We start from the raw sequence: 21,692 nt of genomic DNA, 5'->3' as shown, positions 1-21,692 counted from the left end.
GGCGGATATACGACCTATAGAGGGGGGCTGAACCCGCCGGATTCCGGCCACTACGACCAAGGTCCAATTCATCGGATCGGTGAGTAAGTGGATGATCCACACCATGGAGCCTGCATCCAACTGCGGGCATGGAGTGGGAGGATGTTATGAGGAGTGTCATTCTGGCTGCGGTGGCAGCCTTTGCCTGTGCGGGTGCCGTACAGGCCGGTGTAACGGAAGAGGATCTCGCCAAGGACGCCGAAACCGTCAGCGATATCCTGACCAACGGCATGGGCCGCAGCCTGCAGCGCTTCTCGCCGATGGAGACGCTGAACACGAAGAACGTCAAGAATTTGATGCCGGCCTGGGCCTTCTCGCTCGGTGGCGAAAAGCAGCGTGGCCAGGAAAGCCAGCCGATCATCTATGACGGCATCATGTACATTACCGGCTCCTACAGCCGTCTCTACGCCATCGATGTCAAGACCGGAAAGGAAATCTGGCAGTACGACGCGCGCCTGCCGGAAGGTATTCTTCCCTGTTGCGACGTGGTCAATCGCGGCGCTGCGATCTTCGGCGACAACGTCTATTTCGGCACGCTCGATGCCCGTCTCGTGGCGCTGAATCGCAAGACCGGCGATGTCGTGTGGAACAAGAAGCTCGCCGACTACAAGGAAGGCTACAGTTATACCGCCGCGCCGTTGATCGTGAACGGCCTCGTGGTCACGGGCAATTCCGGCGGTGAATTCGGTGTTGTCGGCGAGGTTCAGGCCCGCAACGCAGAGACCGGCGAACTCGTCTGGACACGGCCCGTCATCGAAGGCCACATGGGCACCTTCAATGGCAAGGAAAGCACGATGACCGGGACGCTGAACGCGACCTGGCCGGGCGACATGTGGAAGACCGGCGGCGGCGCGACGTGGCTCGGCGGCTCCTATGACGAAGACACCAAGACCCTCGTTTTCGGCGCCGGAAATCCCTCGCCCTGGAACAGCCACCTGCGCGGCGCCGGCAAGCCGGTCGAAGGCAACAAGGGTGACAACCTCTACGCCGCATCCCGCCTCGGCATCGATCCGGCGAACGGAGAGATCAAGTGGCACTTCCAGACCACGCCGCGCGAGGGCTGGGATTTCGATGGCGTCAACGAGGTCGTTCCCTTCGTCGACAAGGACGGCAACAAGCGCTTTGCGACGGCCGACCGCAACGGCTTCTTCTACGTGCTGAACCGCGAGGACGGCAAGTTCGTCGCCGCCCATCCCTTCGTGAAGAACATCTCCTGGGCCAAGGGCATCGATGAGACGGGCCGCCCGATCTACGACGAAGCCAATCGTCCGGGCGACGCTGCGGCCGCTGCCGATGGCGCAAAGGGCCAGCAGGTCTTCGCCGTTCCGTCCTTCCTCGGCGGCAAGAACTGGATGCCGATGGCCTACAGCCCGAACACCGGCCTGTTCTACGTTCCTTCCAACGAATGGGGCATGGACATCTGGAACGAGCCGATCACCTACAAGAAGGGCGCCGCCTATCTCGGCGCGGGCTTTACCATCAAGCCGCTCTTCGATGATCACATCGGCAGCCTTAAGGCGATCGACCCCAATAGCGGCGAGATCAAGTGGGAATACAAGAACGGCGCACCGCTCTGGAGCGGCGCAATGACCACCGCCGGCGGCCTCGTCTTCTTCGGAACGCCTGAAGGCGATTTCATCGCCCTCAACAACGAGACCGGCGAGAAGCTGTGGACGTTCCAGACCGGCTCGGGGATCGTCGGGCAGCCGGTCACCTGGGAGCAGGACGGCGAGCAATATGTCTCGATCATCTCCGGTTGGGGCGGTGCAGTCCCTCTCTGGGGCGGGGAGGTTGCCAAAAAGGTCAACTACCTCAACCAGGGCGGCATGGTCTGGACCTTCCGTCTACCCAAACAACTGGCGGCTTTGGAATAGGAAAACGGGCCGGGCGGAAACGCCCGGCTTCCTGCTTTTCGAGATGGCCGAACAAGGCCGGTGAAGACGGATGAATTCGATGCTAAGCTATCGCCAGCCCTTTCGGGAATTTCGCATGATGCCAGTCCCAGCCACCGAGACACCCGTACGCATATTGAAGTCGGCCTTGATCGTCGACGATCACCCATTGTTCTGCGATGCGCTATCGATGACCCTGACAGGCCCGGTCGGCATTCCCGAAGTCGAGGCCGTCGGCACGCTGGCGGCGGCGCTCGCGAGGCTCGAGACCGGCCCCCTCCCCGATGTCGTGTTGCTCGACCTCAACCTTCCCGACGTCAACGGGCTCGACGGGGTGGTGCGGTTGCGCCGCGCCCTGCCGGAAACCCCGATCGTCGTCGTCTCGTCGCTCGACGAAATCCGCGTCGTGCGGGCTGCGCTGAAGGCGGGCGTGAACGCCTTCGTTCCCAAGCACGCCTCCCGCGAGGAGTTCCGCGAAGCCTTCTCCGTCATCGCACGCGGAGAAATCCACGCGAGCCGCATGGCGCTCGAGGCCTCCGCGCCTACACCGTCCGAGGAAGCGGTCAAGCGACTGGCCCTGCTGACCCGCCAGCAGGCGCGCATCCTGCAACTCGTGTGTGCTGGCCGCATGAACAAGCACATCGCTTACGAACTTTCCATAGCCGAGACCACGGTGAAGGCGCACGTCACCGCCATCATGCGCAAGCTCGGCGTTCAAACGCGCATGCAGGCCGTTCTTTTCGCGCAAGAGGCGAGCTTCAGCACAATGCTGACGACGCCAGAGGGCTGCTTTCTGGAGGAATGAAATGCGCACTGGTGTCAGCGCGCCGTGGATGCTCTAAGCTTTGGGTGGGGGAAGCTCGGAGGAGGCCGTCACCCGTGGACGAACAGTATATCTCGCGTGCATTCGTATCGGCGCATAGCGACCGCCCGGTCGAGCAGCTTGCTGCCGGCCTTGGCCCCGGCCCATTTTCACTCGTGCTCCTGTTCGTTTCGTCCGAAGCCGACGTTGCGGGATTTGTTGCCGATACTGCACGAATCTGGCAAGGCGCCCGCATCGTCGGCTGTACGACCGCCGGAGAAATCTCCGGCGCCGGTTATGACGAAGGAAGCATCGTTGCCATCGGTTTCCACGCACGCCACTTCGCCGCCGAGACACTGCTCGTTCCGGATCTTTCGCAACTGGTTGCAAACGATCTCTCGGAGGCGCTCCTCCATATCCGGCACTCGCTCTCCCGGGACCACGGCCACCTGCCGGAAGAGTTCGCACTGCTTCTGGTGGACGGATTGTCCGCGCGCGAGGACGAGCTAGCCTCGGCGCTTGCGGCAGGCACCGGGACGATGCCGCTGATTGGCGGATCGGCGGGCGATGGCGCCAATTTCCGCGAAACCCTGGTTTTCGATGGCGAGCAGCTTCTGGCGAATGCCGCGGTGATTTCCATCATGCGCGGAGCCTGTCCCCTGCGGGCCTTCAAGATGGATCACATAAGACCGACAGAACGCAGGATGGTCGTGACACAAGCGGATTCGGCCGCCCGGATCGTGCGTCAGATCAATGCAGAGCCCGCGGTGCACGAATATGCCCGTCTCATCGGCATGCAGCCGGAGAGCGTCGACATTCTCACCTTCGCGATCCACCCGTTGACGGTGCGCATGGGCGAGCGCCATCACGTCCGCGCCATCCAGCGCGTCCTGCCTTCGGGCGAACTCCTGTTTTTTTCCGCAATCGACGAGGGCATGGTTCTGACCATCGCCGAGCCGAACAATCTCGTCGATCATCTGGCGAGCGAATTGCAGGCCCTGACGCGACCCGGCAATCCCGTCGCCGTGCTTGGCTTCGACTGCATCCTGCGACGTGTCGAAGCACAGGAAAAACAGATGACTGGCCGCGTTTCGGAGCTTCTGCGCCAGCATGGCGTCATCGGGTTTTCGACCTATGGCGAGCAGATCGGCCCGATGCACATCAACCACACGATGACCGGCTTTGCCTTCTACCCACCCGGCACGGTCGTTTCGGGAAGCGATCCATGACGCGCCTGTCCGAAGGGTTGCTAGGCCCCGGCGAAAGCGAGACGCGAAATCTCGAAAAGATGCTTGTCATCGCCGATGCCCTCATGCGTCACGTCGAGCAGAGTTCCGGCGACAAAGGGGTCGCCTTCGAGCAGTTCCGCCGAGCAGCCGTTCTGGAGGACCGGGTACGCCAGCGCACGCGTGATCTCGAAACGACGCTGAAACAGCTCAACGACGCCAACAGCGCCGCCGAACGGGCGAGGCGCGACCTTGGCCAGGCGATCGAGGCCGTCGATGAAGGTTTCGCGCTTTTCGACCCCGCCGACGTCCTGGTTCTCAGCAATTCCCGCTTCTGTCGTGACCTCGTCGATATCCGCACGAAACTGTCGCCCGGTATCACCTTTAGCGACTATGTGGAGATCGTCAGCCGGTCCACGATGCTCGCCCTTTCCGAAGGCGTGACAACCGATAGCTGGATGGCCGAGCGCATCCGGCTACATAGGACGCCGCAGGTCTTCAATGTCGGGCTTCGCGGCGACCGCTGGCTCCAGGTGAGCGAGCAACGCACCGCCGATGGCGGCACTGTCATCCTCCAGACCGACATTACGGACATCATCCGCATGGAGCGCTCGGAACGCGGCAAGCTGTTGGACGACCAGGCTCGCATGATCCGCGCAACGTTGGAGCACATCAACCAGGGTGTCGCTATCTTCGACGCCAACAGACGGCTGGCGGGATGGAACAGCCGCGCAGCACAGCTTCTCGACATTCCCCCGCGGTTGCTGCGCCGTGGCACACCCTTCGAACTGCTGGCCGACCGCATTGCCCGCTCGCTCACTCTCGGCGAGGGTTTTGACGTCGGCGTGTTGCGCAAATGGATCGCAGGAGGGCTGCCGCGCGAACCGTTGTCTTTCGAGATCCAGCATATGTCGGGCATCATCCTCGACGTCTTCGCGCAGGAAATGCCGGGACGCGGCTTCGTCATGTCCTTTGCGGACGTGACGCGCGAGCGCCTCGCCATTCACGCCATGATCCGGGCCAACAGCTCGCTCGAAGCGCGTGTGGCAGCGCGCACCGGAGATCTCGCCGCAGCACTCGCCGAAGCCGAACGCGCCAATTCAGCCCGCGTCCGCTTCGTCGCGGCGGCGAGCCACGACCTGCTGCAGCCGCTCTCGGCGGCAAAACTCTTCGTCGCCGCCGCACGGGACGATGCAGAGGCCACGCCGATGTGCGGGACGCTGGAAAAGGCACACAACGCGCTTGTCAGCGTGGAGGGAATACTCGGCGCCTTGCTCGATATTTCCCGCCTGGAATCCGGCGGCTCTGCCGTGGATATCGGCCCTGTGCCCCTTTCGGTCCTGCTCCGGCAGCTGACCGACGAGTTTGCGCCCATCGCCGCGCGTAAGGGCCTGCGGTTCGATATTCTGCCCTGCGACCTCACCGTATCGAGCGACCCGACCTATCTGCGGCGCATCCTGCAGAACCTGATCAGCAATGCCATCCGTTACACGAGCAAGGGCCGTGTGCTCATCGGGCCGCGTCGCACAAAAGGCCAGGTGCGCATCGAGGTACACGACACCGGCGTCGGCATCGCAGCCGACCAGCAGCAATCGATCTTCCGCGAGTTCCATCGCATCCAGGGTTCAGCCTCTGCGTCCGAGGGCATGGGGCTTGGCCTGGCGATCGTGGAAAGGGCGTGCGGCCTGCTGGGACACAGGCTGGCGCTTCGCTCGGAACCGGGACGCGGCACCTGTTTCGCCGTCGATCTTGCCCTCGTCGCACCTCATGCGGCCGTCGCCTACAGGGAGACCACGCCGCCGATCCCGGAGGAACCGGGTGACAATACCGACCGCATCGCGCTTCTCGTGGAGAACGACGAAGATCTTCGGCGTGCCATCGCGTTGCTGCTGGAGCGTCGCGGGGTCAGCGTTCTCGAGGCGGCAAGCGGCGAGGAGGCGCTCTCCCTGCTGGAGGAAATCGGAATCGTGCCCGATCTCTACCTGATCGACCAGCAGCTCGATGGCACACTTACCGGCATAGAAACCGCGCAGGCCCTGCACGCCGAATATGGCGAGCGCCCGACGCGCATCCTCACCGCCAACCGCACGCCGCAGACCCGCCTTGCCGCGGAGGCGGCCGGTATCGAGATCATGTACAAGCCGATCGCCGCCGACACATTGGAGGCCTTCGTGCTGCACGCCTGCTGATCCTGCACCAAGGTCGCATTGCGACGGAGCGCGCCGGATGGGACATCCCTTCCACCCGAATTGGAGGAGGAAGGACATGAAGAAGCTACTCGTGGCGACAGCCCTGCTGATCCTTGCAAGCGGTGCAGCCCGCGCCGCCGAGCACACCATCAACATGATGAACAAGGGTGAAAGTGGCGCCATGGTCTTCGAACCGGCTGCCATCGTCGCGATGCCGGGCGATACGGTCCGCTTCGTCCCGACGGACAAGAGTCACAATGTCGAAGGCATCAAAGGCATGCTTCCCGAAGGGGTAAAACCCTTCAAGAGCAAGGTGAACGAGGAATATGTCCTGACCGTCGTCGAGCCCGGCTTCTACGGCGTGAAATGCTCGCCACACTACAGCATGGGCATGGTCGCCCTCATCCGGGTGGGCGACGGCTCGCCCAATCTCGACACAGCGAAAGCGGTGAAGCTGCCGAAGAAGGCGAACGAGCGGATGACGGCCGCCTTCGTGACGCTGGCCGGCGCCCAGTAGCCGGGGCTCCGGCGGATCGAGACCTTGGTCGCATTGTGAAGCCGCGCCGAAGAGATCAGCCTGAGGACGTCAACAGACCACGTTCTGGAGGAGAAGCAAATGGCCTGGAAGAAACCCGTCGTCAAAGACATCGCCTGCGGCATGGAAATCAACATGTACGGCCCGTCGGAAGATGACCCGCGTCCCGACCACCCGTTCTGAACAAGACGCAATGCGTCTCGTTGTTCTCGGGGCAGGCGCCGGTGGCGGCCTGCCCCAATGGAATTGCGGCTGCGTCCAGTGTAGCGCAGCGCGCGCGGGGCTCATCCCCCCGATGACACAGAGCACGCTGGCCGTCAGCGTCGATGGCCGCGATTGGGTGCTGCTCAATGCGTCGCCGGATCTGCGCCAGCAGCTTGCCGCCTGCCCATCACTGCATCCGGCGAGCCTTCGCGGCAGTCCCGTCAAGGCGGTGTTGCTGACCAACGGCGACGTCGATCATGTCGCCGGCCTCCTGACACTGCGTGAGAAGACTGGCTTCACCCTCTACGCGACCGAAGCCACGCAACGGACCCTGTCGGATAACTCCGTGTTCGGCGTGCTCGACCCGACCCTCGTCGAGCGTCGGACCATCGTCCTCGACCGGCCCTTCAGCCCGCTTGCCGGCTTGACGGTCACGCCCTACGCGGTTCCCGGAAAGATCCCACTCTATCTCGAAGACGAGATACCGGAACTGGACATGATGGGCGAACAGACCATCGGGCTGCACCTCCAGTCCGGGGGACGCGACGCGCATTACATACCGGGCTGCGCCACCCTCCCGGACTGGCTCGTCGAGCGGCTGACGCCGGCCGATGTCGTGCTGTTCGACGGGACGATCTGGCGCGATGACGAAATGCCGCGTTCCGGCACCGGGAGCAAGACCGGCGCGCGCATGGGCCATGTGGCGATGAGCGGGCCGGACGGCTCGCTCGCGCGTCTTTCCCGGCTTCAGGGGCGACGCATCTACACGCACGTGAACAATACAAATTCAGCGTTGATGCCCGAAAGTCCGGCCCGCGCGGCCATCGCCGCCGCCGGATGGGAAATTGCCGGAGACGGCACGGAGGTTGTCCTGTGAACACCAGTCCAAGGCACGAAGACTGGCCCTTGAGCCGCGCGGAATTCGAGGCGCGCCTGCGTCACGTCGGCGAGGAGCGCTATCACGACAAGCACCGGTTCCACGACCGGCTGCACGGCGGCGCCTGCACGATGGACGAGGTACAGGCCTGGGTGATCAATCGCTGGCAGTATCAATCCTCCATCCCCATGAAGGACGCCGCATTCCTGTCACGCTGCCGGGATCCGGATCTGCGCCGTATATGGCGCTCCCGTATCGAGGATCACGACGGGAGTGTCGAGGATGGCGGCGGTATACGCCGCTGGCTGAAGCTGGCTAAGGGCGTCGGGCTCGATCCCGCCTATGTGGCATCCGGGCGCGGCGTGATGCCGGCCACACGCTTCATCGTCGATGCCTATATCCGCTTCGTGCGCGATGAACCCCTGATCGCAGCCATGGCAAGCTCGTTGACCGAAATGTTTGCGCCGGCCATCCACACGCAGCGCATCGCCGGCCTGTTGGAGCATTACGAATTCGCCGATCCCGAAACGATCGGCTATTTCCGCCACCGCCTTGCCGAAGCGCCGAAGGATGTTCGCTTCACGCTGGCCTGGGTCCTGACCCATGCGGTGACCCGCGCCGACCAGGAGGCGGCGATTGCCGCCCTGACATTCAAGACGGACGTGCTGTGGGCACAGCTCGACGCTCTGTGGAGCGGCTATGTCGAGGGGCACATTCCGCCGGGTGCCTGGAGACCAGGCGAGGGACAGATGGCGGACCGGTTATGAACGCCGATCCGGTCCCCCTCCTGCCACGCGGCACACGTCTGCATCACGACCGGGTGCGCGACACGATGGTTCTCCTCGTTCCGGAAAGGGCGTTGCTGCTCGATGAGATCGGCACCGCCATCCTCCAGGAAGTCGACGGCAGGTCGACACTCGCGGCGATATCCAGCCGGCTGGCGGAGCGCTACGGCGCACCGCCGGAGGATGTAGCCAACGATGTCCGTGGTTTTATCGACGGGCTCGTGGCGCAGCGCCTGGTGGATTACCAATGACGGCGCACCTTTCCCCGCCAATCGCCATGCTCGCGGAACTGACCCACCGCTGTCCGCTGTCCTGTTCCTACTGCTCCAACCCGCTGGAACTGACAGCGCGCGACAAGGAACTGCCGACAGAGGTCTGGATACGGGTATTTCGCGAGGCGGCCGATCTCGGCGTTCTGCAACTGCACCTTTCCGGCGGCGAACCGGCATCCCGACGCGATCTGGAAGAGCTGGTCAGGGCGGCGCGGCAATCGGGGCTCTATGTGAATCTCATCACCTCGGGTATCGGGCTGACGCCCACCCGTCTCGATGCCCTTGAGGAGGCCGGGCTCGACCATGTGCAGCTCTCGCTACAGGCGACCACCGCCGAGAAGGCCGACTGGATCGGCGGCTATAGCGGTGGCTTTGCGCGCAAGGTCGCCTTTGCGGCCGAAGTACACCGGCGCGACATTCCGCTGACGGTCAATGCCGTGATGCACCGTCACACGATCGACGATATCGACGCTGCCATCGCCTTCGCCGCCGATCTCGGCGCGCGCCGGATCGAGGTCGCCTGCGTCCAGTTCTATGGCTGGGCGCTGGCAAACCGTGCAGCATTGCTGCCATCGCGCGAACAGGTCATGCGCGCGAAGGACACGATTGCCGAAGCAAGGTTGGCCTATGCCGGCCGCATGATGATCGACTTCGTTCCGCCGGACTACTATGCCGACTATCCCAAGGCCTGCATGGGCGGGTGGGGCTCGACCGGCATTAACATCGCGCCCGACGGCACCGTCCTGCCGTGCCACGCCGCAGCGACGATACCGGGACTTCAATTCGACCGGGTACCGGACCGCGACCTCGCCGGAATCTGGTATGATGGGTCGGCCTTCAACGCGTTTCGCGGCCATGAATGGATGCTGCAACCCTGCCGCAGTTGCGCGCGCCGCGACCGTGACCATGGCGGTTGCCGCTGTCAAGCGATGGCCGTCACCGCCGATCCCCACGCTGCCGACCCTGTCTGTCGCCACGCCCCTGCCCGGTATGTCGTAGATAACGTCATATCCCAACGGGCCCTGGAGCCGCCATCATTCCTCTATCGCGCCCATAAGCGCTGACCATTGCCCAGCAGCCCATCCATCACCTCGAAACCTTCGAGCGTGGCATAGACCGTCTTCATCGACCTGAAACCGAGCGTCGACTTGATCAGCCGCTTGAGCTTGCGGTGATCAGCTTCGCCATCATTGCTGAGGTATTTCACCTGTCTATGCACGGTCACCTGGAAGGAGGAGTGGAGCCGGTATCTCGTTACCACCGAGGGCCACATGATCCCCGTCGACGCCCAGCGCGACATGGTAAAGCGTGCCGGCGCCACCGTGGCGATTATTCACGCCGGGTTATTGTGCGCTATAAGCAAGGACGCGCATTTCTTGTCGCTCGCCAGATCATCGGTTGGGGAAGAACGACATGCCCTCAGGGGTCAACAAGATCAAGTTGTGGCGCTCCAATGCTCTGGAGGACACGCTCTTCCTATAGGCGAAATATCGAGACCATCGTTTCGAGCGAGATTTTCACGACGAGTTTGCCATAGGGATCATCGAGGAAGATTACCAGGCGTTTTCCTGCGACAGCAGGCATCGGGTCGACCTGCCGCGCGGAACGGTCTGCCTGATTGCCCCCGGCATCGTACACGAGGGCTGGGCCGGCGCCGAAGATGGCTGGACATACCGGATGTTCTATCCGCCCGCATCTCTGATCGGGCAAGCCGCGGAGGATATTTTCGGGACGCCCGATGTCACCTTCCCTTTGCCCGCCGTCGATGATCCCGAACTGCATGTCTGCCTGCGTCGGCTTCATCAGATGACGACTTCCCCCCGTTTTCAAAACCTGGAGTTCGAAACGCTCTATCTGGCTACCATACGAATGGCAGTCGAGCGCCATGCCGGCCGGCGTCCCGAGTCGGACCCAAAACGCCATTGGACGGCCCTTCGAGAGGTTCGCGACCTTCTCGAAGATCGCTAAGCTGAGGCCATCAGCCTGACCGAGCAAGTTCCATCTGCTGCGGCAGTTCAAGGCGACATACGGTTTGCCGCCGTATGCTTATCTTTCGCAGATACGCATACGTCGGGCCTGGGCGCTGATCCTTGCCGGCAACAATCTTGCTGACGCTGCGGCAGCCGTCGGCTTTGTTGATCAAGCGCATATGACCCACGCGTTCCGCCGCTCGCTCGGCTACACCCCGGGCTTGTTCCAGGCAGCCAAACCCATACTTTGAGCAATTTCCTACAAAACATTCTGATTGGAGGATTCTAGAACGGTCCCCGCAGCCTGGCCACATTGCTCGATGAAGCCTTGCGCCGATGAGGAGATCAAGATGAACCGTCATAGTTTCCTGGGCGACTACAGCGAAGGCGCCCATCCGGCTATTCTCAAGGCCTTGCGCGAAACCAATATGGTTCAGCAAACCGCCTATGGCGACGACGCCTATTCGCAGGAAGCACGCAACCTGATCCGCCGGCACATGGGCGACGTCAACCCGGATGTCTGGTTCGTCGCCAGCGGCACGCTTGCCAATATCCTGGCCATTACCAGCACATTGCGATCGCATGAAGCCGTGATCGCTCCGGCGAGCGGCCATATCGTCGTGCGTGAAACTGGCGCAATCGAGGCGACCGGCCACAAGATCATCACGGTTCCTCCAACGCACGGAAAACTGACCGCGGACAGCATTTCCGCTGCGTTGAAGGCGAATGCCCACATCCCGGACATGGCCAAGCCACGGCTGGTCTACCTTTCGAACGCCACAGAAGTGGGAACGCTCTACACGAAGAAGGAACTGGAGGCGATTTCAACGCTCTGCAAGGAGCGCAACCTTTTGCTGTTGCTGGACGGCGCGCGGCTGGGGGCGGCTCTTTGCGCAGAAAGAAACGATCTCACCTTGCAGGATATCGCCGAACTGACGGATATTTTCTGGATCGGCGGTACGAAGGTCGGCGCGCTTCTAGGCGAGGCTATCGTCATTCCCAATCCTCTCCTGCGCGATGAGTTCACGTTCCACATCAAACAGCGCGGGGGTCTCCTTGCGAAGGGACGTGTGCTGGGCCTTCAATTCGGGGAACTGTTTCGGGATGGCCTGTATTTCGACCTTGCCCGCCATGCCAATACCATCGCGCAGCGCCTGTCATCGAAAATTTCAAGCGCCGGCTTCCAGTTCGCTGCCGAAACCGAAACCAACCAGCTTTTCCAGATCCTGCCCAATGCTCTGATCGAGGCCTTGAAGGATGAATTTGATTTCTACACCTGGCAACCTCATGACGAGACCTCTTCCACCGTTCGGCTCGTTACGTCATGGACAACGCAGGAAATGCAGATTGATGCATTCGTCGCGCGGATAGAACAACTCACCGCTTGAAGGTCCATATCGAACCCAGGCTGGTTTGCGATGCCGGACCGGTCGATGAGCGGCGCATCCGGATGCATTTTACGACTTCCGGCAGGAACAAGTCATTTGGCTCCTGGGCATAACTCATCGTGAGCAAGGTCGGCAGGTTGAAGATCTTGCCGACCTTTGCCAGCGCGATGACATTTTCGCGGAATTCGCCCGGCGGATAGTCATGCACGAGTTGCATGACTATCCGATCGATGGTCGAAGAGGATGAGGATGAGGATGAGGGCGTATCCTCTTCTGATGGATGAGGAACGATGCCTTTCGGCATTCGGGATTTATCTGCTGTTATGTGCGGCACGATTCATCTGCCGTTGGCCTCGGCGATCTGCCCGACAAGCTTGGCCCAGGGCATATCGAGCGCCGCATAGACGGCACCCGCCTCTGGCCGCCCGTTGTCTTTCAATATCTCAACCATCAGCGTCGCGTAATCCGAGAGTACGACGCCGGCCTGCAGCATGCGCAGGAGGCCGGTTTCACGCTTCGTTTCACTGAACGTGCCGGACGCATCGACCGCCACATACGCGTCGTAGCCCTTGCCGGTCGCGGTGATCGCAGGGAACGCGGCGCAAACTTCAAGCGAGATGCCCGCGAAGATCAGCTTCCTGCGGCCCGTCGCCTCGATGGCGCGTGCGACGGCAGGGTCGTCGAAAGCATTCACCGACGAGCGATCGATAATCGTCACGCCGGGTAAGGCTTCGACCAGTTCCGGAAAGGTCGGTCCCCAAAGACTGTCACGCGCCGTCGTCGTGACCACGATCGGAAGATCGAGTGCTTTCGCAGCCTTCGCCAGAGCGACGACATTGTGCTTCAATTCTCCTGTCGAATAGTCACGCACGCCCGTCATCAGACCGATCTGGTGGTCGACGAGAACGAGCGCCGCATTCTCGGATGTAAGCGGCTCATAGGCCTTGGCTTGATCGACCATTGTATTCTCCTTTTGCTGGTGTGTTGCAGCAAGCAACGGGGCGGCTCCCAACACGGTCGCCGCCATGCCGATCGCTGCCGTCTGAAGGAATTGACGCCGTTCCATTGCAACCTCTTTGCAGTTCCTGGCGGCCATCGCAGCACATCCAGCATCGCCGCTTCATGGCAGCGACGAGGTAAATCTAGAGGCTGGATTTTCGGCTAAGAAGCCGGTTAAATTCCAACTTAGCGTCCAACAGAATGGACGATGGAGAATGTCGTGCTTGACCTGAACGACTTCTATTTTTTTGTGCAGGTGGTGGATCGGGGCGGCTTCACGGCGGCGGGGCGCACGCTTCATGTGCCCAAATCGACGTTGAGTCATCGCATACGACGGCTGGAGGCTGATCTGGGCGTTCGCCTGATCAACCGCACCTCGCGGAGGTTCGGCATGACCGACGCCGGAGGTGAGTTTTACCGGCATGCCGTCGCCATGCTCCAGCAGGCAGAGCAAGCGGAGACGGCGATCCGCCACCGACTCAGCGAACCGACCGGCACGGTGCGCTATACGACAGGGGTGGCGACCGCGCAGTTCGCGATGGGGGACCTGGTTGCGGGCTTCCTCCTGCGCTTCCCCAAGGTAAATCTCATCGGCCATGCGACGGACCAGACCGTCGATATCGTAGGCGAGAATTTCGACGTGGCGATCCGTGCACACTCGGCTCCCCTGCCCGATTCGACGCTCGTTCAGCGAAAGCTGGCGCCGGCGCCATGGCTTTTCTTCGCCGGCGCCACCTATCTCGACACCAATGGCAGCCCCGAAACACCGCCGGACCTCGCAAGGCATCCATCGCTGTTCATGATGCGAACTGGGATTGCACCGACGTGGCGGCTGCGCCATTCCAGCGACGCCAAGGGCGACGAGATTATCGTGCCCATCGCGCCGCGCCTTCTGAGCGACGACATCGTGGGCCTGAAGCAGGCGGCGATCGCGGGTCTTGGGATCGTTGCCCTGCCGGGCTACATCTGCCGCGACGAGGTGCGTGCCGGACGGTTGCGGCGCGTGCTGCCGGACTGGCTCGCCGGTGAATCGACGATCTCGGCGCTGATCCCGTATCGGCAGGGACTGCTCCCATCCGTCCGCGCCTTCATCGACCACCTCGCCGCAGAGTTCCCAAAGGCCGTCCTGCTGTAAATCGCTCCTTCGGCGAGATCACGTTGTTTGATACCGTCGGCATAGGGTGAAGGCTGCGAACTCAGATCAGCATTCCAGTTACGACTTTGCTGGAGCTACAATTTTGCCTTCGTTGAACGTGGCGTGGACAGCAGCAAACTGGTTTCGCTACCCGTGATGCCCGGCACAAGCCGAATCTTGCGAAGCACGGCGTCGAACTCGGTCAAACTCGACGCACTAAGTTCGACCAGCAAGTCCCATCGGCCGTTTGTCGTGTGGATCTGCGAAATCTCCGGAAAGCCACCGAGCGTGCGGATCACGCGGTCAGTCACATGACCTTCGATCTCGATCATCATGACGCCGCGGACGACGTCTTCGAGCGCATCCGCGCGCAGCATTACGGTATAGCCGACAATGGTACCATCCTGCTCCATCCGCTCGATGCGCGCCCGCACGGTTGCCCGCGATGCACCGGTTTCCAACGCAAGGTCCGAAACGCTGCGGCGCCCGTTGCCGCGCAGGAGCGTCACGATCTTCCGGTCCAGGTCGTCCATGCCAGTTTGGCTCCGTGGCTTTTCATTTTGATCAATATGGCATTCCGACATGCCAAATTTCAATATTCAATCTGCCGCTTGAGGCTTCTAGAGTTCTAAAAACCAATCGGGAGTTAGCCATGGAATGCACGTTGATCGGAGCCCCCCTGCAAATCGGTGCGGGGCAGCTTGGCTGCGAGATGGGCCCGAGCGCCCTTCGCATCGCCGGTCTTCGGACGGCGCTGGAGGAATTGGGACACGCGGTCAGGGATGCCGGCAATCTCACGCCGCGTCCGTTCGTGGAGATGCCGCACCCGAACGCAGCCGTGCACCATCTCGGTGAAACCGTTGCCTGGGTGGAAGCGCTATCGGCGGCAGCCTACGAACATAGCGAAGCCGGCATGCCCATTTTCCTTGGTGGCGATCACGCGATATCCGCCGGGACCGTTCCGGGCCTCGCACGGCGCGCCGCAGAACTCGGCAGACCGCTCTTCGTGCTCTGGCTGGATGCCCATACCGACTTCCATAGCCTGGAAACGACCGCGAGCGGCAATCTGCACGGCACACCGGTCGCCTACTATACCGGCCAGGCCGGTTTCAACGGCTATTTCCCGGCGCTGGCGCATCCCGTCGCCACGGAAAACGTCTGCATGATCGGCATTCGCAGTGTTGATCCCGCCGAACGGGCCGCCATAACAAAAACGGGCATTACGGTGCATGACATGCGGGTCATCGACGAGCATGGCGTGGCCGTGCTGGTCCGCAATTTTCTCGAGCGGGTCAGTGCCGCAAACGGCCTTCTGCACGTAAGCTTCGACGTCGACTTTCTGGAGCCCGACATCGCGCCGGCCGTCGGCACCACCGTGCCGGGCGGAGCGACATTCCGCGAGGCGCACCTGATCATGGAAATGCTCCATGACAGCAGCCTGGTGACAAGCCTCGACATCGTCGAGCTCAATCCGTTTCTCGACGAGCGCGGCAAGACCGCGAAACTGCTCGTTGATCTCGTTGCCAGCCTGATGGGCAAGCGGGTGATGGATCGCCCGACGCTTGCGGGCTGAGCGCGACTGTACTTTGTCCGGAGGAAAAATGAACACTGATCCGAAATTGAACGTGGTTCCGTTCGTCAGCGTGGACCATATGATGAAACTGGTGCTGAAGGTCGGCATCGATCGGTTCCTGACGGAACTGGCAGCGGTGATTGAGGAGGACTTCCGCCGCTGGCCGGTCTTCGACAAGACCCCGCGCGTCGCGTCGCATTCCGAAGAAGGCGTCATCGAACTGATGCCAACCAGCGACGGGACGCTCTACGGCTTCAAATATGTGAACGGCCATCCGAAGAACACGCGCGACGGCCGGCAGACCGTGACGGCCTTCGGTGTCCTGTCGGATGTCGGCAACGGCTACCCGATGCTGCTGACCGAAATGACGATCCTGACGGCGTTGCGCACCGCGGCGACCTCGGCAGTCGCGGCAAAGTACCTCGCCCGGCCGAATGCCCGCACCATGGCCATCATCGGCAATGGCGCGCAAAGCGAATTCCAGGCGCGCGCCTTCAAGTCGCTTCTCGGCGTCGACAAGCTCCGCCTCTACGATATCGACGCGTCGGCGACGAGGAAATGCGCCCGTAACCTTGCCGGCCTCGGCTTCACCATCGTCGAGTGCTCCTCCGTCGAGGACGCCGTCGAGGGCGCCGACATCGTCACCACCGTCACGGCCGACAAGCAGTATGCGACGATCTTGTCCGACAATCATGTCGGCCCCGGCATCCACATCAATGCAGTGGGTGGCGACTGCCCCGGAAAGACCGAACTCAGCAAGGACATCCTGCTGCGCTCGGACATCTTCGTCGAATATCCACAGCAGACACGCATCGAAGGCGAAATCCAGCAGCTGCCGGCCGAGCATCCCGTCATCGAACTGTGGCAGGTCATGACCGGCGAGATCGAAGGTCGCAGGAGCGCCGACCAGATCACGCTCTTCGACAGCGTGGGCTTCGCGATCGAGGACTTCTCGGCGCTGCGCTATGTGCGGAAGAAGATTTCCGAACACGGCATGTTTACCGAGCTCGATCTCCTTGCCGATCCCGACGAGCCGCGCGACCTCTACGGCATGCTGCTTCGCTGCGAAAAGAAGCTCAACGCGGCGTAGCATTGGTGGTGGTGAACTGACGCCAACTCCAAACTGGTGATCTGCGGGTGCTATGCTTCCGCAGTGATCCAACTCAAGACCGTATTGAGCGCGTCCGATTTCCGATACCGCGGCCACACCAGATAGAAGTCGGACGGACCGCGGAGTGACCCATCGGTGACGCGGACGAGCCGATCGTCCAGAATATCCCGGGCAACGAAATCACGGTTCGCCAGCACGACACCCTGTCCGGCGATCGCCGCTTCGATCGCGTGCGAGGTCTGGTTGAAACTGATGCCCTTGAAGGACGTCTGATCTCGTCTTCCGAAGTGCTTCTCAATGAACTCCGGCCAAAAATTATGCGCGTCGTGGAGGAGTGTGTACCGAGCGAGTTGCTCCGTCGTACCCGGCGTCCCAAGCTCTGAAAGCAGGGACGGACTGCATACCGCGACGATCTCCTGTTCGAACAGCAGCTGATGTGCCAGGCCCGGTCCGAACGGAGGCCGGCCATATCGGACTGCGACGTCGACCCCATCAGCATGGAAGCTCGACACACGGTCTGTCGCCAGAATATGCAGATCAAGATCGGGATGACGTGTCGTGAAATCGGGCAACCTCGGGATCAACCACTTCGAGGCGAACGTCGGTGTGGTGCTGATCGTCAACTTGACCGGCTGAGGTGTCAACTCCACCGTCGCCTGCGAGATGATCTCGAATGCACGGCGGATATCGGCAATGTAGCGTCGTCCCTCGCCGGTCAGGGCCAGTGTGCGCGGAAGACGCTCGAACAGGATCACACCGAGTTCGGCTTCAAGACCGCGGACCTGCTGAGCTACCGCGCCCTGTGTCACACCGAGTTCTTCCGCGGCCATGCGGAAGTTGAGGTGCCGGGCGGCCACTTCGAATGCTTTAAGGCCGTTGAGTGAGGGAAGCTTTCTAAGGGTCTCAATCATCGATAGTTTTTCTACTGTCAAATAGAAGGATAACTGTTTCGTCTTCGCGTAAGTGGCGTGATATTCAACGATCATAAACCCTACAATCGAAGCCGGAAGCAAGAAAGAGATCACGCTATGTCTGTAGAAAAAGTTGCGATCATCACCGCAGGCGGCAGCGGAATGGGCGCCGAGGCAGCGAGGCGCCTCGCTGCGGACGGCTTCAAAGTCGCGATCCTGTCATCGTCGGGCAAGGGCGAAGCGCTCGCCAAGGAATTGGGCGGCATCGGCGTGACTGGCTCGAACCAGTCAAACGATGATTTGAAGCGCCTGGTCGATGCGACGATGGAGACGTGGGGGCGTATCGACGCGTTGGTCAACAGCGCCGGACACGGTCCCCGCGCGCAGATCGTCGAGATCACAGACGAGCAGTGGCACACGGGCCTTGACGTCTACCTCATGAACGTCATCCGCCCGGTCCGTCTGGTGACGCCGATCATGCAGGCACAGAAGGCAGGCGCTATCGTCAACATCTCCACGGCCTGGGCGTTCGAACCCTCGGCGATGTTCCCGACTTCTGCAGTGTTTCGTGCAGGCCTTGCCGCCTTCACGAAGATCTACGCGGAAACCTACGCCGCTGAAGGCATCCGGATCAACAACGTGTTGCCCGGCTGGATCAACAGCCTTCCAGCCGTGGATGAGCGCCGTGACAGCATTCCGATGAAGCGCTATGGCACCAGCGCCGAAGTGGCGGCAACGATTTCCTTCCTTGTTTCAGAGGGTGCCGGTTACATCACTGGCCAGAACCTCAAGGTAGACGGTGGCATCACCCGGTCGGTCTGATCTGAGCTAACGCAGCAGCTCCGGCTAATCGGTCGGGGCCGCCTCGCAAGATAGGGGGAGCGGCAATGTCGGGCTACTGGGTTGTCAAAGGCAGCGACGTCAAAGACGGCGAAGCGCTCAAAGCATACAATGAAATCTTCGCCATCATTGCAAAGCGCTACGACGTCGAAATCATTGCGGGCAGGCACCGCGTTGAGACTGTCGAGGGAGCCCATTTTCCGCGGCAGTTCATCTTGCGTTTCGCCAGCTATGAAACGGCGAAGCCTGTTACGAAGACCCAGAATATCAAGCCTCTCTCGAATTTGCTGCGTGCGCCTATTCCCGTGAAGTTTCCATTCTGGAGGGCTCGGAGAGAGTACCGCACACCATCACAATAGAAGAGGCCTCACCGTGAATCTTACCGACACTGACGCATCCGCATGGGCAGAACTCGAAGCTGCAACCGTCAATCCGCAGTCGGGCTTCAGATATGTGAGCCTGTGTTCGGTAGATGCCTCCGGTCGACCGCAGGCGCGCATGGTCGTGCTGCGTCGTGTCGAGAGAACCAGACGTCTCATTGAGGTCCATACGGACACCCGAAGCGCCAAGTGGCAGGAGATATCGCACCACGCGTCCGTGACGATCCTGGGCTTCTGCGCGCGAACGAAATTACAGCTCCGTCTGCAGGGAATGGTGGAGCTTCATGGGCCAGTCAGCGAACGTGCGGACAAGGCCTGGGCCGGGCTCTCACCATGGACGCGCAGTACCTACGCAGGCGGGCCTCCCGGCGACGACGTGCACGTCGGGGCAATACCCAAATCGATGGCGGCAAATGCTATCGCCGACTCTGACGGAAAGGCATTCTTTGGCGTACTGAGTTTCCGGGCCGAAGCCTTGGACTGGTTTGAATTACGGCACGCCGATAACCGAAGAGCCCTGTTCACCTATGATGAGTTTGGCGCTCTAGCGGACCAACGATGGGTCAATCCGTAACCCGGGATGGGTTTAGGAACATCCCTCTCCTTCCGACAGCGAGCACCGATTGCCGACGAAGGTTTTTGGCGCCCATCGCAGGCGTCGCAACACGGTTGGGCTTGACTCTCCGTATCCAGCACACGACAAAAGCCTGTCTTTTGCTGGAGCCCACCATGGCCGACGAACCAAACCTTGATGCGAACACCCAAACGGTTGACGTGACACCCGTTGCGGCCCCCACCGCTGCCAAGAAACGTCGGTCTCCAGCAAAGCGCAAGGAGACCAACGCACCAGTCGCTGTCGCACCCTCACGAGTGGCATCGGTTGCGGTTCAATCGAAGGCGCGCCGGCACTCCGAAAGCGAGAAGCTCGAGAAGATTACCCAGATCGAGAATAGCCTCAGCGGCGGATCAACACTGAAAGCGGCGGCCAAAGAGGCCGGCATCTCCGACCAGACTTTCTATCAGTGGAAGCGCTCAGTGCCGTCATCTGAAGCAAAAGTCGCGCAACCCGCTCCGCAAGACGATAGCCTTGTGGACCTGCTCAAGCTCGAGGCTGAAAACATCCGCCTCCGTAACCTGCTGGCCGAAAAGCTGCGCGCCGAAAACGCCGAGTTGCGCAAGCGGCTTGGAATGAAGTAACTCCCAGCCGCCTGACACTATTGTCCGTTTGGCGCGACCAATGTATGTCGCTGCCTGTGTTGCTGAACTGCGGCGCAAAGAGTGGAACCGAGAACCTGATCCGCATGAAGTCGCAACGCAACTTTGTTGTCGAGATAAAATCGAGCCGACGCCGACCGAAGACCTCTGCTGCGCCCTCGATATGGGGTTATACGGACTTCAAGGCATTGGCCCGCGAGGTGAAAGTGCACTCACCTCAAATCTTCGAGGAAAAGCAGGCGCCTGCTGACATCGTCATTGCCGCGCCCAGCGTGGCTAAGCCGATAGTCGAAGCTCAGGCACCGGTGTCTTCCGACAGTGATCAACCGCTGGCAATCGTCTCAACGGAAAAACCAGCGGATGAAGCCCATTCCGCTCTAACGACAAGAACGCCACGCACTTCGCGCAGACGCTCAGCACCCAAACAGACGTTGCAGCCCAGCTTGAGACCATCGCCGCAGCCATCGGAGGCGGCAGTAGCACCCTTGATGAGCTTTGACGCGTTGATGGAGCTCGACAACTTGAACCGGAACCTTGGGGCTCGGCTGCGGCAGCAGCTTGAATCGGAGCGGGCTGAACTTCTCCGGATGCTCGACCGCATGAACTTGCGCAACAAGCAGGCCTGATGAAAAGCCAGCCCGGTTTACCCGCTCAAGAAACGCCAAATCGCTCCAGCATCTTCTTGAGCTGACCGTTCTGCACAACAAGCGCGTCCGCCAATTGGCTTCTTAGCCGCAGGATCTCCTCGTCCGCACGCTGCATATCTGCGTAGTCGCCTTCCTGTGAGGGCACCGAATGGCCTCGCGAGCTGTCCGAGGCGTGTGTGTTTTGAGTCGCCGCGCCCGTTGACGTGTTCTTCGCCTGGCCGGACCGCTTCGTCCGTGTTCCAGTCCGGCCCCTTTTGCCCGCTTCCTCATTTTTCGCCACTACCGCTGCGTTGGGACGACCGCGCTTGAACCGGTTTCGCGCTAGCGTCTCAGGCCGTTTGCCACCAATCGGCGCGCTCGTCGACGCACGCGCACCAGCATCTTCATTTAAACTCGCTGCTTGTATGGCGTCGAGCTGATCGGTCCGAGGCAGAAGGGACGCCTCAGATGCAGATGACAGCGCCAGCACCTCGTCCGATTGGACCGAGCGTGCCGTCGCTTCAGCGTCATCAGGATTTGCACCGTGCTCCAGTTCCGCTGATCGGGCGCGCGAAATCAAGTTCGCCAGAAGTTTCCACGGTGACTTCATCGTGCTAGCCCCTCATCCACGGCATGTCTGGCGCCGCATTGATCAGGCTCCCGTTGTGAGCCGGATCACATTTTGACCCCGACAATTTCGACGCTACAGCCGATCTCAATCCG

26 protein-coding genes and 1 pseudogene are annotated in these 21,692 nt (G+C 61.4%); 21 read left to right on the top strand and 6 right to left on the bottom strand.

Annotated features, from left to right (window positions below):
* Positions 1 to 146: 146 nt before the first annotated feature.
* The 10 genes from AC1RT2_RS19165 to pqqE all read left to right on the top strand — a co-directional run bounded on the left by AC1RT2_RS19165 (position 147) and on the right by pqqE (position 9,885).
* Positions 147 to 1,913, top strand: a complete 1,767-nt coding sequence (locus AC1RT2_RS19165; protein ID WP_493104404.1) for a PQQ-dependent methanol/ethanol family dehydrogenase — start codon at positions 147 to 149, stop codon at positions 1,911 to 1,913.
* Between the two features lie 115 nt (positions 1,914 to 2,028).
* Positions 2,029 to 2,736, top strand: coding sequence for a response regulator transcription factor (locus AC1RT2_RS19160; RefSeq protein WP_069063786.1), 708 nt, complete (start codon positions 2,029 to 2,031; stop codon positions 2,734 to 2,736).
* Positions 2,737 to 2,810: 74 nt separating this feature from the next.
* The gene (locus tag AC1RT2_RS19155; protein WP_493104402.1) at positions 2,811 to 3,962 is read left to right on the top strand and encodes an FIST N-terminal domain-containing protein; all 1,152 of its coding nucleotides are present in this window, start codon (positions 2,811 to 2,813) and stop codon (positions 3,960 to 3,962) included.
* Positions 3,959 to 6,148: a hybrid sensor histidine kinase/response regulator gene (locus AC1RT2_RS19150; RefSeq protein WP_493104400.1), complete on the top strand. Its 2,190-nt coding sequence runs from the start codon at positions 3,959 to 3,961 to the stop codon at positions 6,146 to 6,148. The genes AC1RT2_RS19155 and AC1RT2_RS19150 overlap by 4 nt, the downstream gene beginning before the upstream one ends.
* Before the next feature lie 76 nt (positions 6,149 to 6,224).
* Entirely contained in the window at positions 6,225 to 6,665 is a 441-nt protein-coding gene (locus AC1RT2_RS19145) for a pseudoazurin (protein ID WP_493104398.1), read from the top strand.
* 99 nt (positions 6,666 to 6,764) lie between these two features.
* Positions 6,765 to 6,866 (top strand): pyrroloquinoline quinone precursor peptide PqqA, encoded by a 102-nt coding sequence (pqqA, locus tag AC1RT2_RS19140; protein ID WP_319316463.1) that lies wholly within the window; start codon positions 6,765 to 6,767, stop codon positions 6,864 to 6,866.
* Positions 6,867 to 6,876: 10 nt separating this feature from the next.
* A complete protein-coding gene (gene pqqB / locus AC1RT2_RS19135) occupies positions 6,877 to 7,764 on the top strand; it encodes a pyrroloquinoline quinone biosynthesis protein PqqB (protein WP_493104396.1) in 888 nt (295 codons plus the stop codon).
* Positions 7,761 to 8,531 (top strand): pyrroloquinoline-quinone synthase PqqC, encoded by a 771-nt coding sequence (pqqC, locus tag AC1RT2_RS19130; RefSeq protein WP_493104394.1) that lies wholly within the window; start codon positions 7,761 to 7,763, stop codon positions 8,529 to 8,531. The genes pqqB and pqqC overlap by 4 nt, the downstream gene beginning before the upstream one ends.
* Positions 8,528 to 8,800, top strand: coding sequence for a pyrroloquinoline quinone biosynthesis peptide chaperone PqqD (gene pqqD / locus AC1RT2_RS19125; protein ID WP_493104392.1), 273 nt, complete (start codon positions 8,528 to 8,530; stop codon positions 8,798 to 8,800). The genes pqqC and pqqD overlap by 4 nt, the downstream gene beginning before the upstream one ends.
* Complete coding sequence (gene pqqE, locus AC1RT2_RS19120; protein WP_493104390.1) at positions 8,797 to 9,885, top strand: pyrroloquinoline quinone biosynthesis protein PqqE; 1,089 nt, start codon at positions 8,797 to 8,799, stop codon at positions 9,883 to 9,885. The genes pqqD and pqqE overlap by 4 nt, the downstream gene beginning before the upstream one ends.
* A gap of 20 nt (positions 9,886 to 9,905) precedes the next feature.
* Here pqqE and AC1RT2_RS19115 read toward each other — a convergent pair.
* Positions 9,906 to 10,037: pseudogene (locus AC1RT2_RS19115) on the bottom strand (DDE-type integrase/transposase/recombinase); the annotation flags it as partial.
* Positions 10,038 to 10,354: 317 nt separating this feature from the next.
* Here AC1RT2_RS19115 and AC1RT2_RS19110 point away from each other — a divergent pair.
* The 3 genes from AC1RT2_RS19110 to AC1RT2_RS19100 all read left to right on the top strand — a co-directional run bounded on the left by AC1RT2_RS19110 (position 10,355) and on the right by AC1RT2_RS19100 (position 12,179).
* Positions 10,355 to 10,789 (top strand): AraC family ligand binding domain-containing protein, encoded by a 435-nt coding sequence (locus tag AC1RT2_RS19110; protein WP_493104592.1) that lies wholly within the window; start codon positions 10,355 to 10,357, stop codon positions 10,787 to 10,789.
* Positions 10,790 to 10,853: 64 nt separating this feature from the next.
* A complete protein-coding gene (locus AC1RT2_RS19105) occupies positions 10,854 to 11,042 on the top strand; it encodes a helix-turn-helix domain-containing protein (protein ID WP_493104387.1) in 189 nt (62 codons plus the stop codon).
* 99 nt (positions 11,043 to 11,141) lie between these two features.
* Positions 11,142 to 12,179, top strand: a complete 1,038-nt coding sequence (locus AC1RT2_RS19100; protein ID WP_493104385.1) for a threonine aldolase family protein — start codon at positions 11,142 to 11,144, stop codon at positions 12,177 to 12,179.
* Here the strand turns inward: AC1RT2_RS19100 and AC1RT2_RS19095 are convergent.
* Both AC1RT2_RS19095 and AC1RT2_RS19090 read right to left on the bottom strand, forming a co-directional pair.
* Positions 12,169 to 12,483 carry a hypothetical protein gene (locus AC1RT2_RS19095; RefSeq protein WP_493104383.1) on the bottom strand — a complete coding sequence of 105 codons (315 nt, stop codon included), beginning with the start codon at positions 12,481 to 12,483 and terminating at the stop codon, positions 12,169 to 12,171. The genes AC1RT2_RS19100 and AC1RT2_RS19095 overlap by 11 nt on opposite strands.
* 33 nt (positions 12,484 to 12,516) lie before the next feature.
* Positions 12,517 to 13,140 (bottom strand): isochorismatase family protein, encoded by a 624-nt coding sequence (locus AC1RT2_RS19090; RefSeq protein WP_493104381.1) that lies wholly within the window; start codon positions 13,138 to 13,140, stop codon positions 12,517 to 12,519.
* A 258-nt stretch (positions 13,141 to 13,398) separates the two neighbouring features.
* On the opposite strand from AC1RT2_RS19090, the gene AC1RT2_RS19085 reads away from it, so the two are divergent.
* Positions 13,399 to 14,313 (top strand): LysR substrate-binding domain-containing protein, encoded by a 915-nt coding sequence (locus AC1RT2_RS19085; protein ID WP_493104379.1) that lies wholly within the window; start codon positions 13,399 to 13,401, stop codon positions 14,311 to 14,313.
* A gap of 95 nt (positions 14,314 to 14,408) precedes the next feature.
* Here AC1RT2_RS19085 and AC1RT2_RS19080 read toward each other — a convergent pair whose 3' ends face one another.
* Positions 14,409 to 14,846 carry an Lrp/AsnC family transcriptional regulator gene (locus tag AC1RT2_RS19080; RefSeq protein ID WP_069063330.1) on the bottom strand — a complete coding sequence of 146 codons (438 nt, stop codon included), beginning with the start codon at positions 14,844 to 14,846 and terminating at the stop codon, positions 14,409 to 14,411.
* Positions 14,847 to 14,965: 119 nt separating this feature from the next.
* Between AC1RT2_RS19080 and rocF the strand changes: the two genes are divergently transcribed.
* Together rocF and ocd are read left to right on the top strand one after the other, a co-directional pair.
* Positions 14,966 to 15,886, top strand: coding sequence for an arginase (gene rocF / locus AC1RT2_RS19075; protein WP_493104377.1), 921 nt, complete (start codon positions 14,966 to 14,968; stop codon positions 15,884 to 15,886).
* A gap of 28 nt (positions 15,887 to 15,914) precedes the next feature.
* A complete protein-coding gene (gene ocd / locus AC1RT2_RS19070) occupies positions 15,915 to 16,976 on the top strand; it encodes an ornithine cyclodeaminase (protein ID WP_493104375.1) in 1,062 nt (353 codons plus the stop codon).
* Positions 16,977 to 17,026: 50 nt separating this feature from the next.
* On the opposite strand, the gene AC1RT2_RS19065 is transcribed toward ocd, so the two are convergent.
* Positions 17,027 to 17,908, bottom strand: a complete 882-nt coding sequence (locus tag AC1RT2_RS19065) for a LysR substrate-binding domain-containing protein (protein WP_493104373.1) — start codon at positions 17,906 to 17,908, stop codon at positions 17,027 to 17,029.
* Between the two features lie 117 nt (positions 17,909 to 18,025).
* Here AC1RT2_RS19065 and AC1RT2_RS19060 point away from each other — a divergent pair, with 117 nt between their 5' ends.
* The 5 genes from AC1RT2_RS19060 (at position 18,026) to AC1RT2_RS19040 (ending at position 20,969) form a co-directional block, all read left to right on the top strand.
* Positions 18,026 to 18,730, top strand: coding sequence for an SDR family oxidoreductase (locus AC1RT2_RS19060; protein ID WP_493104370.1), 705 nt, complete (start codon positions 18,026 to 18,028; stop codon positions 18,728 to 18,730).
* Between the two features lie 65 nt (positions 18,731 to 18,795).
* Positions 18,796 to 19,107: a DUF1330 domain-containing protein gene (locus AC1RT2_RS19055; protein WP_493104368.1), complete on the top strand. Its 312-nt coding sequence runs from the start codon at positions 18,796 to 18,798 to the stop codon at positions 19,105 to 19,107.
* Positions 19,108 to 19,120: 13 nt separating this feature from the next.
* Positions 19,121 to 19,702: a pyridoxamine 5'-phosphate oxidase family protein gene (locus AC1RT2_RS19050; RefSeq protein WP_493104365.1), complete on the top strand. Its 582-nt coding sequence runs from the start codon at positions 19,121 to 19,123 to the stop codon at positions 19,700 to 19,702.
* 155 nt (positions 19,703 to 19,857) lie between these two features.
* Positions 19,858 to 20,325 (top strand): transposase, encoded by a 468-nt coding sequence (locus AC1RT2_RS19045; RefSeq protein ID WP_493104363.1) that lies wholly within the window; start codon positions 19,858 to 19,860, stop codon positions 20,323 to 20,325.
* Positions 20,326 to 20,369: 44 nt separating this feature from the next.
* The gene (locus AC1RT2_RS19040; protein WP_493104361.1) at positions 20,370 to 20,969 is read left to right on the top strand and encodes a hypothetical protein; all 600 of its coding nucleotides are present in this window, start codon (positions 20,370 to 20,372) and stop codon (positions 20,967 to 20,969) included.
* A 25-nt stretch (positions 20,970 to 20,994) separates the two neighbouring features.
* Here the strand turns inward: AC1RT2_RS19040 and AC1RT2_RS19035 are convergent, their stop codons facing one another.
* A complete protein-coding gene (locus AC1RT2_RS19035; protein ID WP_493104359.1) occupies positions 20,995 to 21,579 on the bottom strand; it encodes a hypothetical protein in 585 nt (194 codons plus the stop codon).
* Positions 21,580 to 21,692 lie beyond the last annotated feature (113 nt).

It is taken from the genome of Shinella sp. GW821-FHT11G07, from assembly GCF_058808115.1.
This window is presented reverse-complemented; position numbering and strand designations above follow the sequence as displayed.

Coding starts and splice junctions, on each gene's coding strand:
- AC1RT2_RS19165 (WP_493104404.1), top strand. CDS start 147: ATGAGGAGTGTCATTCTGGCTGCGGTGGCAGCCTTTGCCTGTGCGGGT.
- AC1RT2_RS19160 (WP_069063786.1), top strand. CDS start 2,029: ATGATGCCAGTCCCAGCCACCGAGACACCCGTACGCATATTGAAGTCG.
- AC1RT2_RS19150 (WP_493104400.1), top strand. CDS start 3,959: ATGACGCGCCTGTCCGAAGGGTTGCTAGGCCCCGGCGAAAGCGAGACG.
- AC1RT2_RS19145 (WP_493104398.1), top strand. CDS start 6,225: ATGAAGAAGCTACTCGTGGCGACAGCCCTGCTGATCCTTGCAAGCGGT.
- pqqA (WP_319316463.1), top strand. CDS start 6,765: ATGGCCTGGAAGAAACCCGTCGTCAAAGACATCGCCTGCGGCATGGAA.
- pqqB (WP_493104396.1), top strand. CDS start 6,877: ATGCGTCTCGTTGTTCTCGGGGCAGGCGCCGGTGGCGGCCTGCCCCAA.
- pqqD (WP_493104392.1), top strand. CDS start 8,528: ATGAACGCCGATCCGGTCCCCCTCCTGCCACGCGGCACACGTCTGCAT.
- pqqE (WP_493104390.1), top strand. CDS start 8,797: ATGACGGCGCACCTTTCCCCGCCAATCGCCATGCTCGCGGAACTGACC.
- AC1RT2_RS19100 (WP_493104385.1), top strand. CDS start 11,142: ATGAACCGTCATAGTTTCCTGGGCGACTACAGCGAAGGCGCCCATCCG.
- AC1RT2_RS19095 (WP_493104383.1), bottom strand. CDS start 12,483: ATGCCGAAAGGCATCGTTCCTCATCCATCAGAAGAGGATACGCCCTCA.
- AC1RT2_RS19090 (WP_493104381.1), bottom strand. CDS start 13,140: ATGGTCGATCAAGCCAAGGCCTATGAGCCGCTTACATCCGAGAATGCG.
- AC1RT2_RS19080 (WP_069063330.1), bottom strand. CDS start 14,846: ATGGACGACCTGGACCGGAAGATCGTGACGCTCCTGCGCGGCAACGGG.
- rocF (WP_493104377.1), top strand. CDS start 14,966: ATGGAATGCACGTTGATCGGAGCCCCCCTGCAAATCGGTGCGGGGCAG.
- ocd (WP_493104375.1), top strand. CDS start 15,915: ATGAACACTGATCCGAAATTGAACGTGGTTCCGTTCGTCAGCGTGGAC.
- AC1RT2_RS19065 (WP_493104373.1), bottom strand. CDS start 17,908: ATGATTGAGACCCTTAGAAAGCTTCCCTCACTCAACGGCCTTAAAGCA.
- AC1RT2_RS19060 (WP_493104370.1), top strand. CDS start 18,026: ATGTCTGTAGAAAAAGTTGCGATCATCACCGCAGGCGGCAGCGGAATG.
- AC1RT2_RS19055 (WP_493104368.1), top strand. CDS start 18,796: ATGTCGGGCTACTGGGTTGTCAAAGGCAGCGACGTCAAAGACGGCGAA.
- AC1RT2_RS19045 (WP_493104363.1), top strand. CDS start 19,858: ATGGCCGACGAACCAAACCTTGATGCGAACACCCAAACGGTTGACGTG.
- AC1RT2_RS19040 (WP_493104361.1), top strand. CDS start 20,370: ATGTCGCTGCCTGTGTTGCTGAACTGCGGCGCAAAGAGTGGAACCGAG.
- AC1RT2_RS19035 (WP_493104359.1), bottom strand. CDS start 21,579: ATGAAGTCACCGTGGAAACTTCTGGCGAACTTGATTTCGCGCGCCCGA.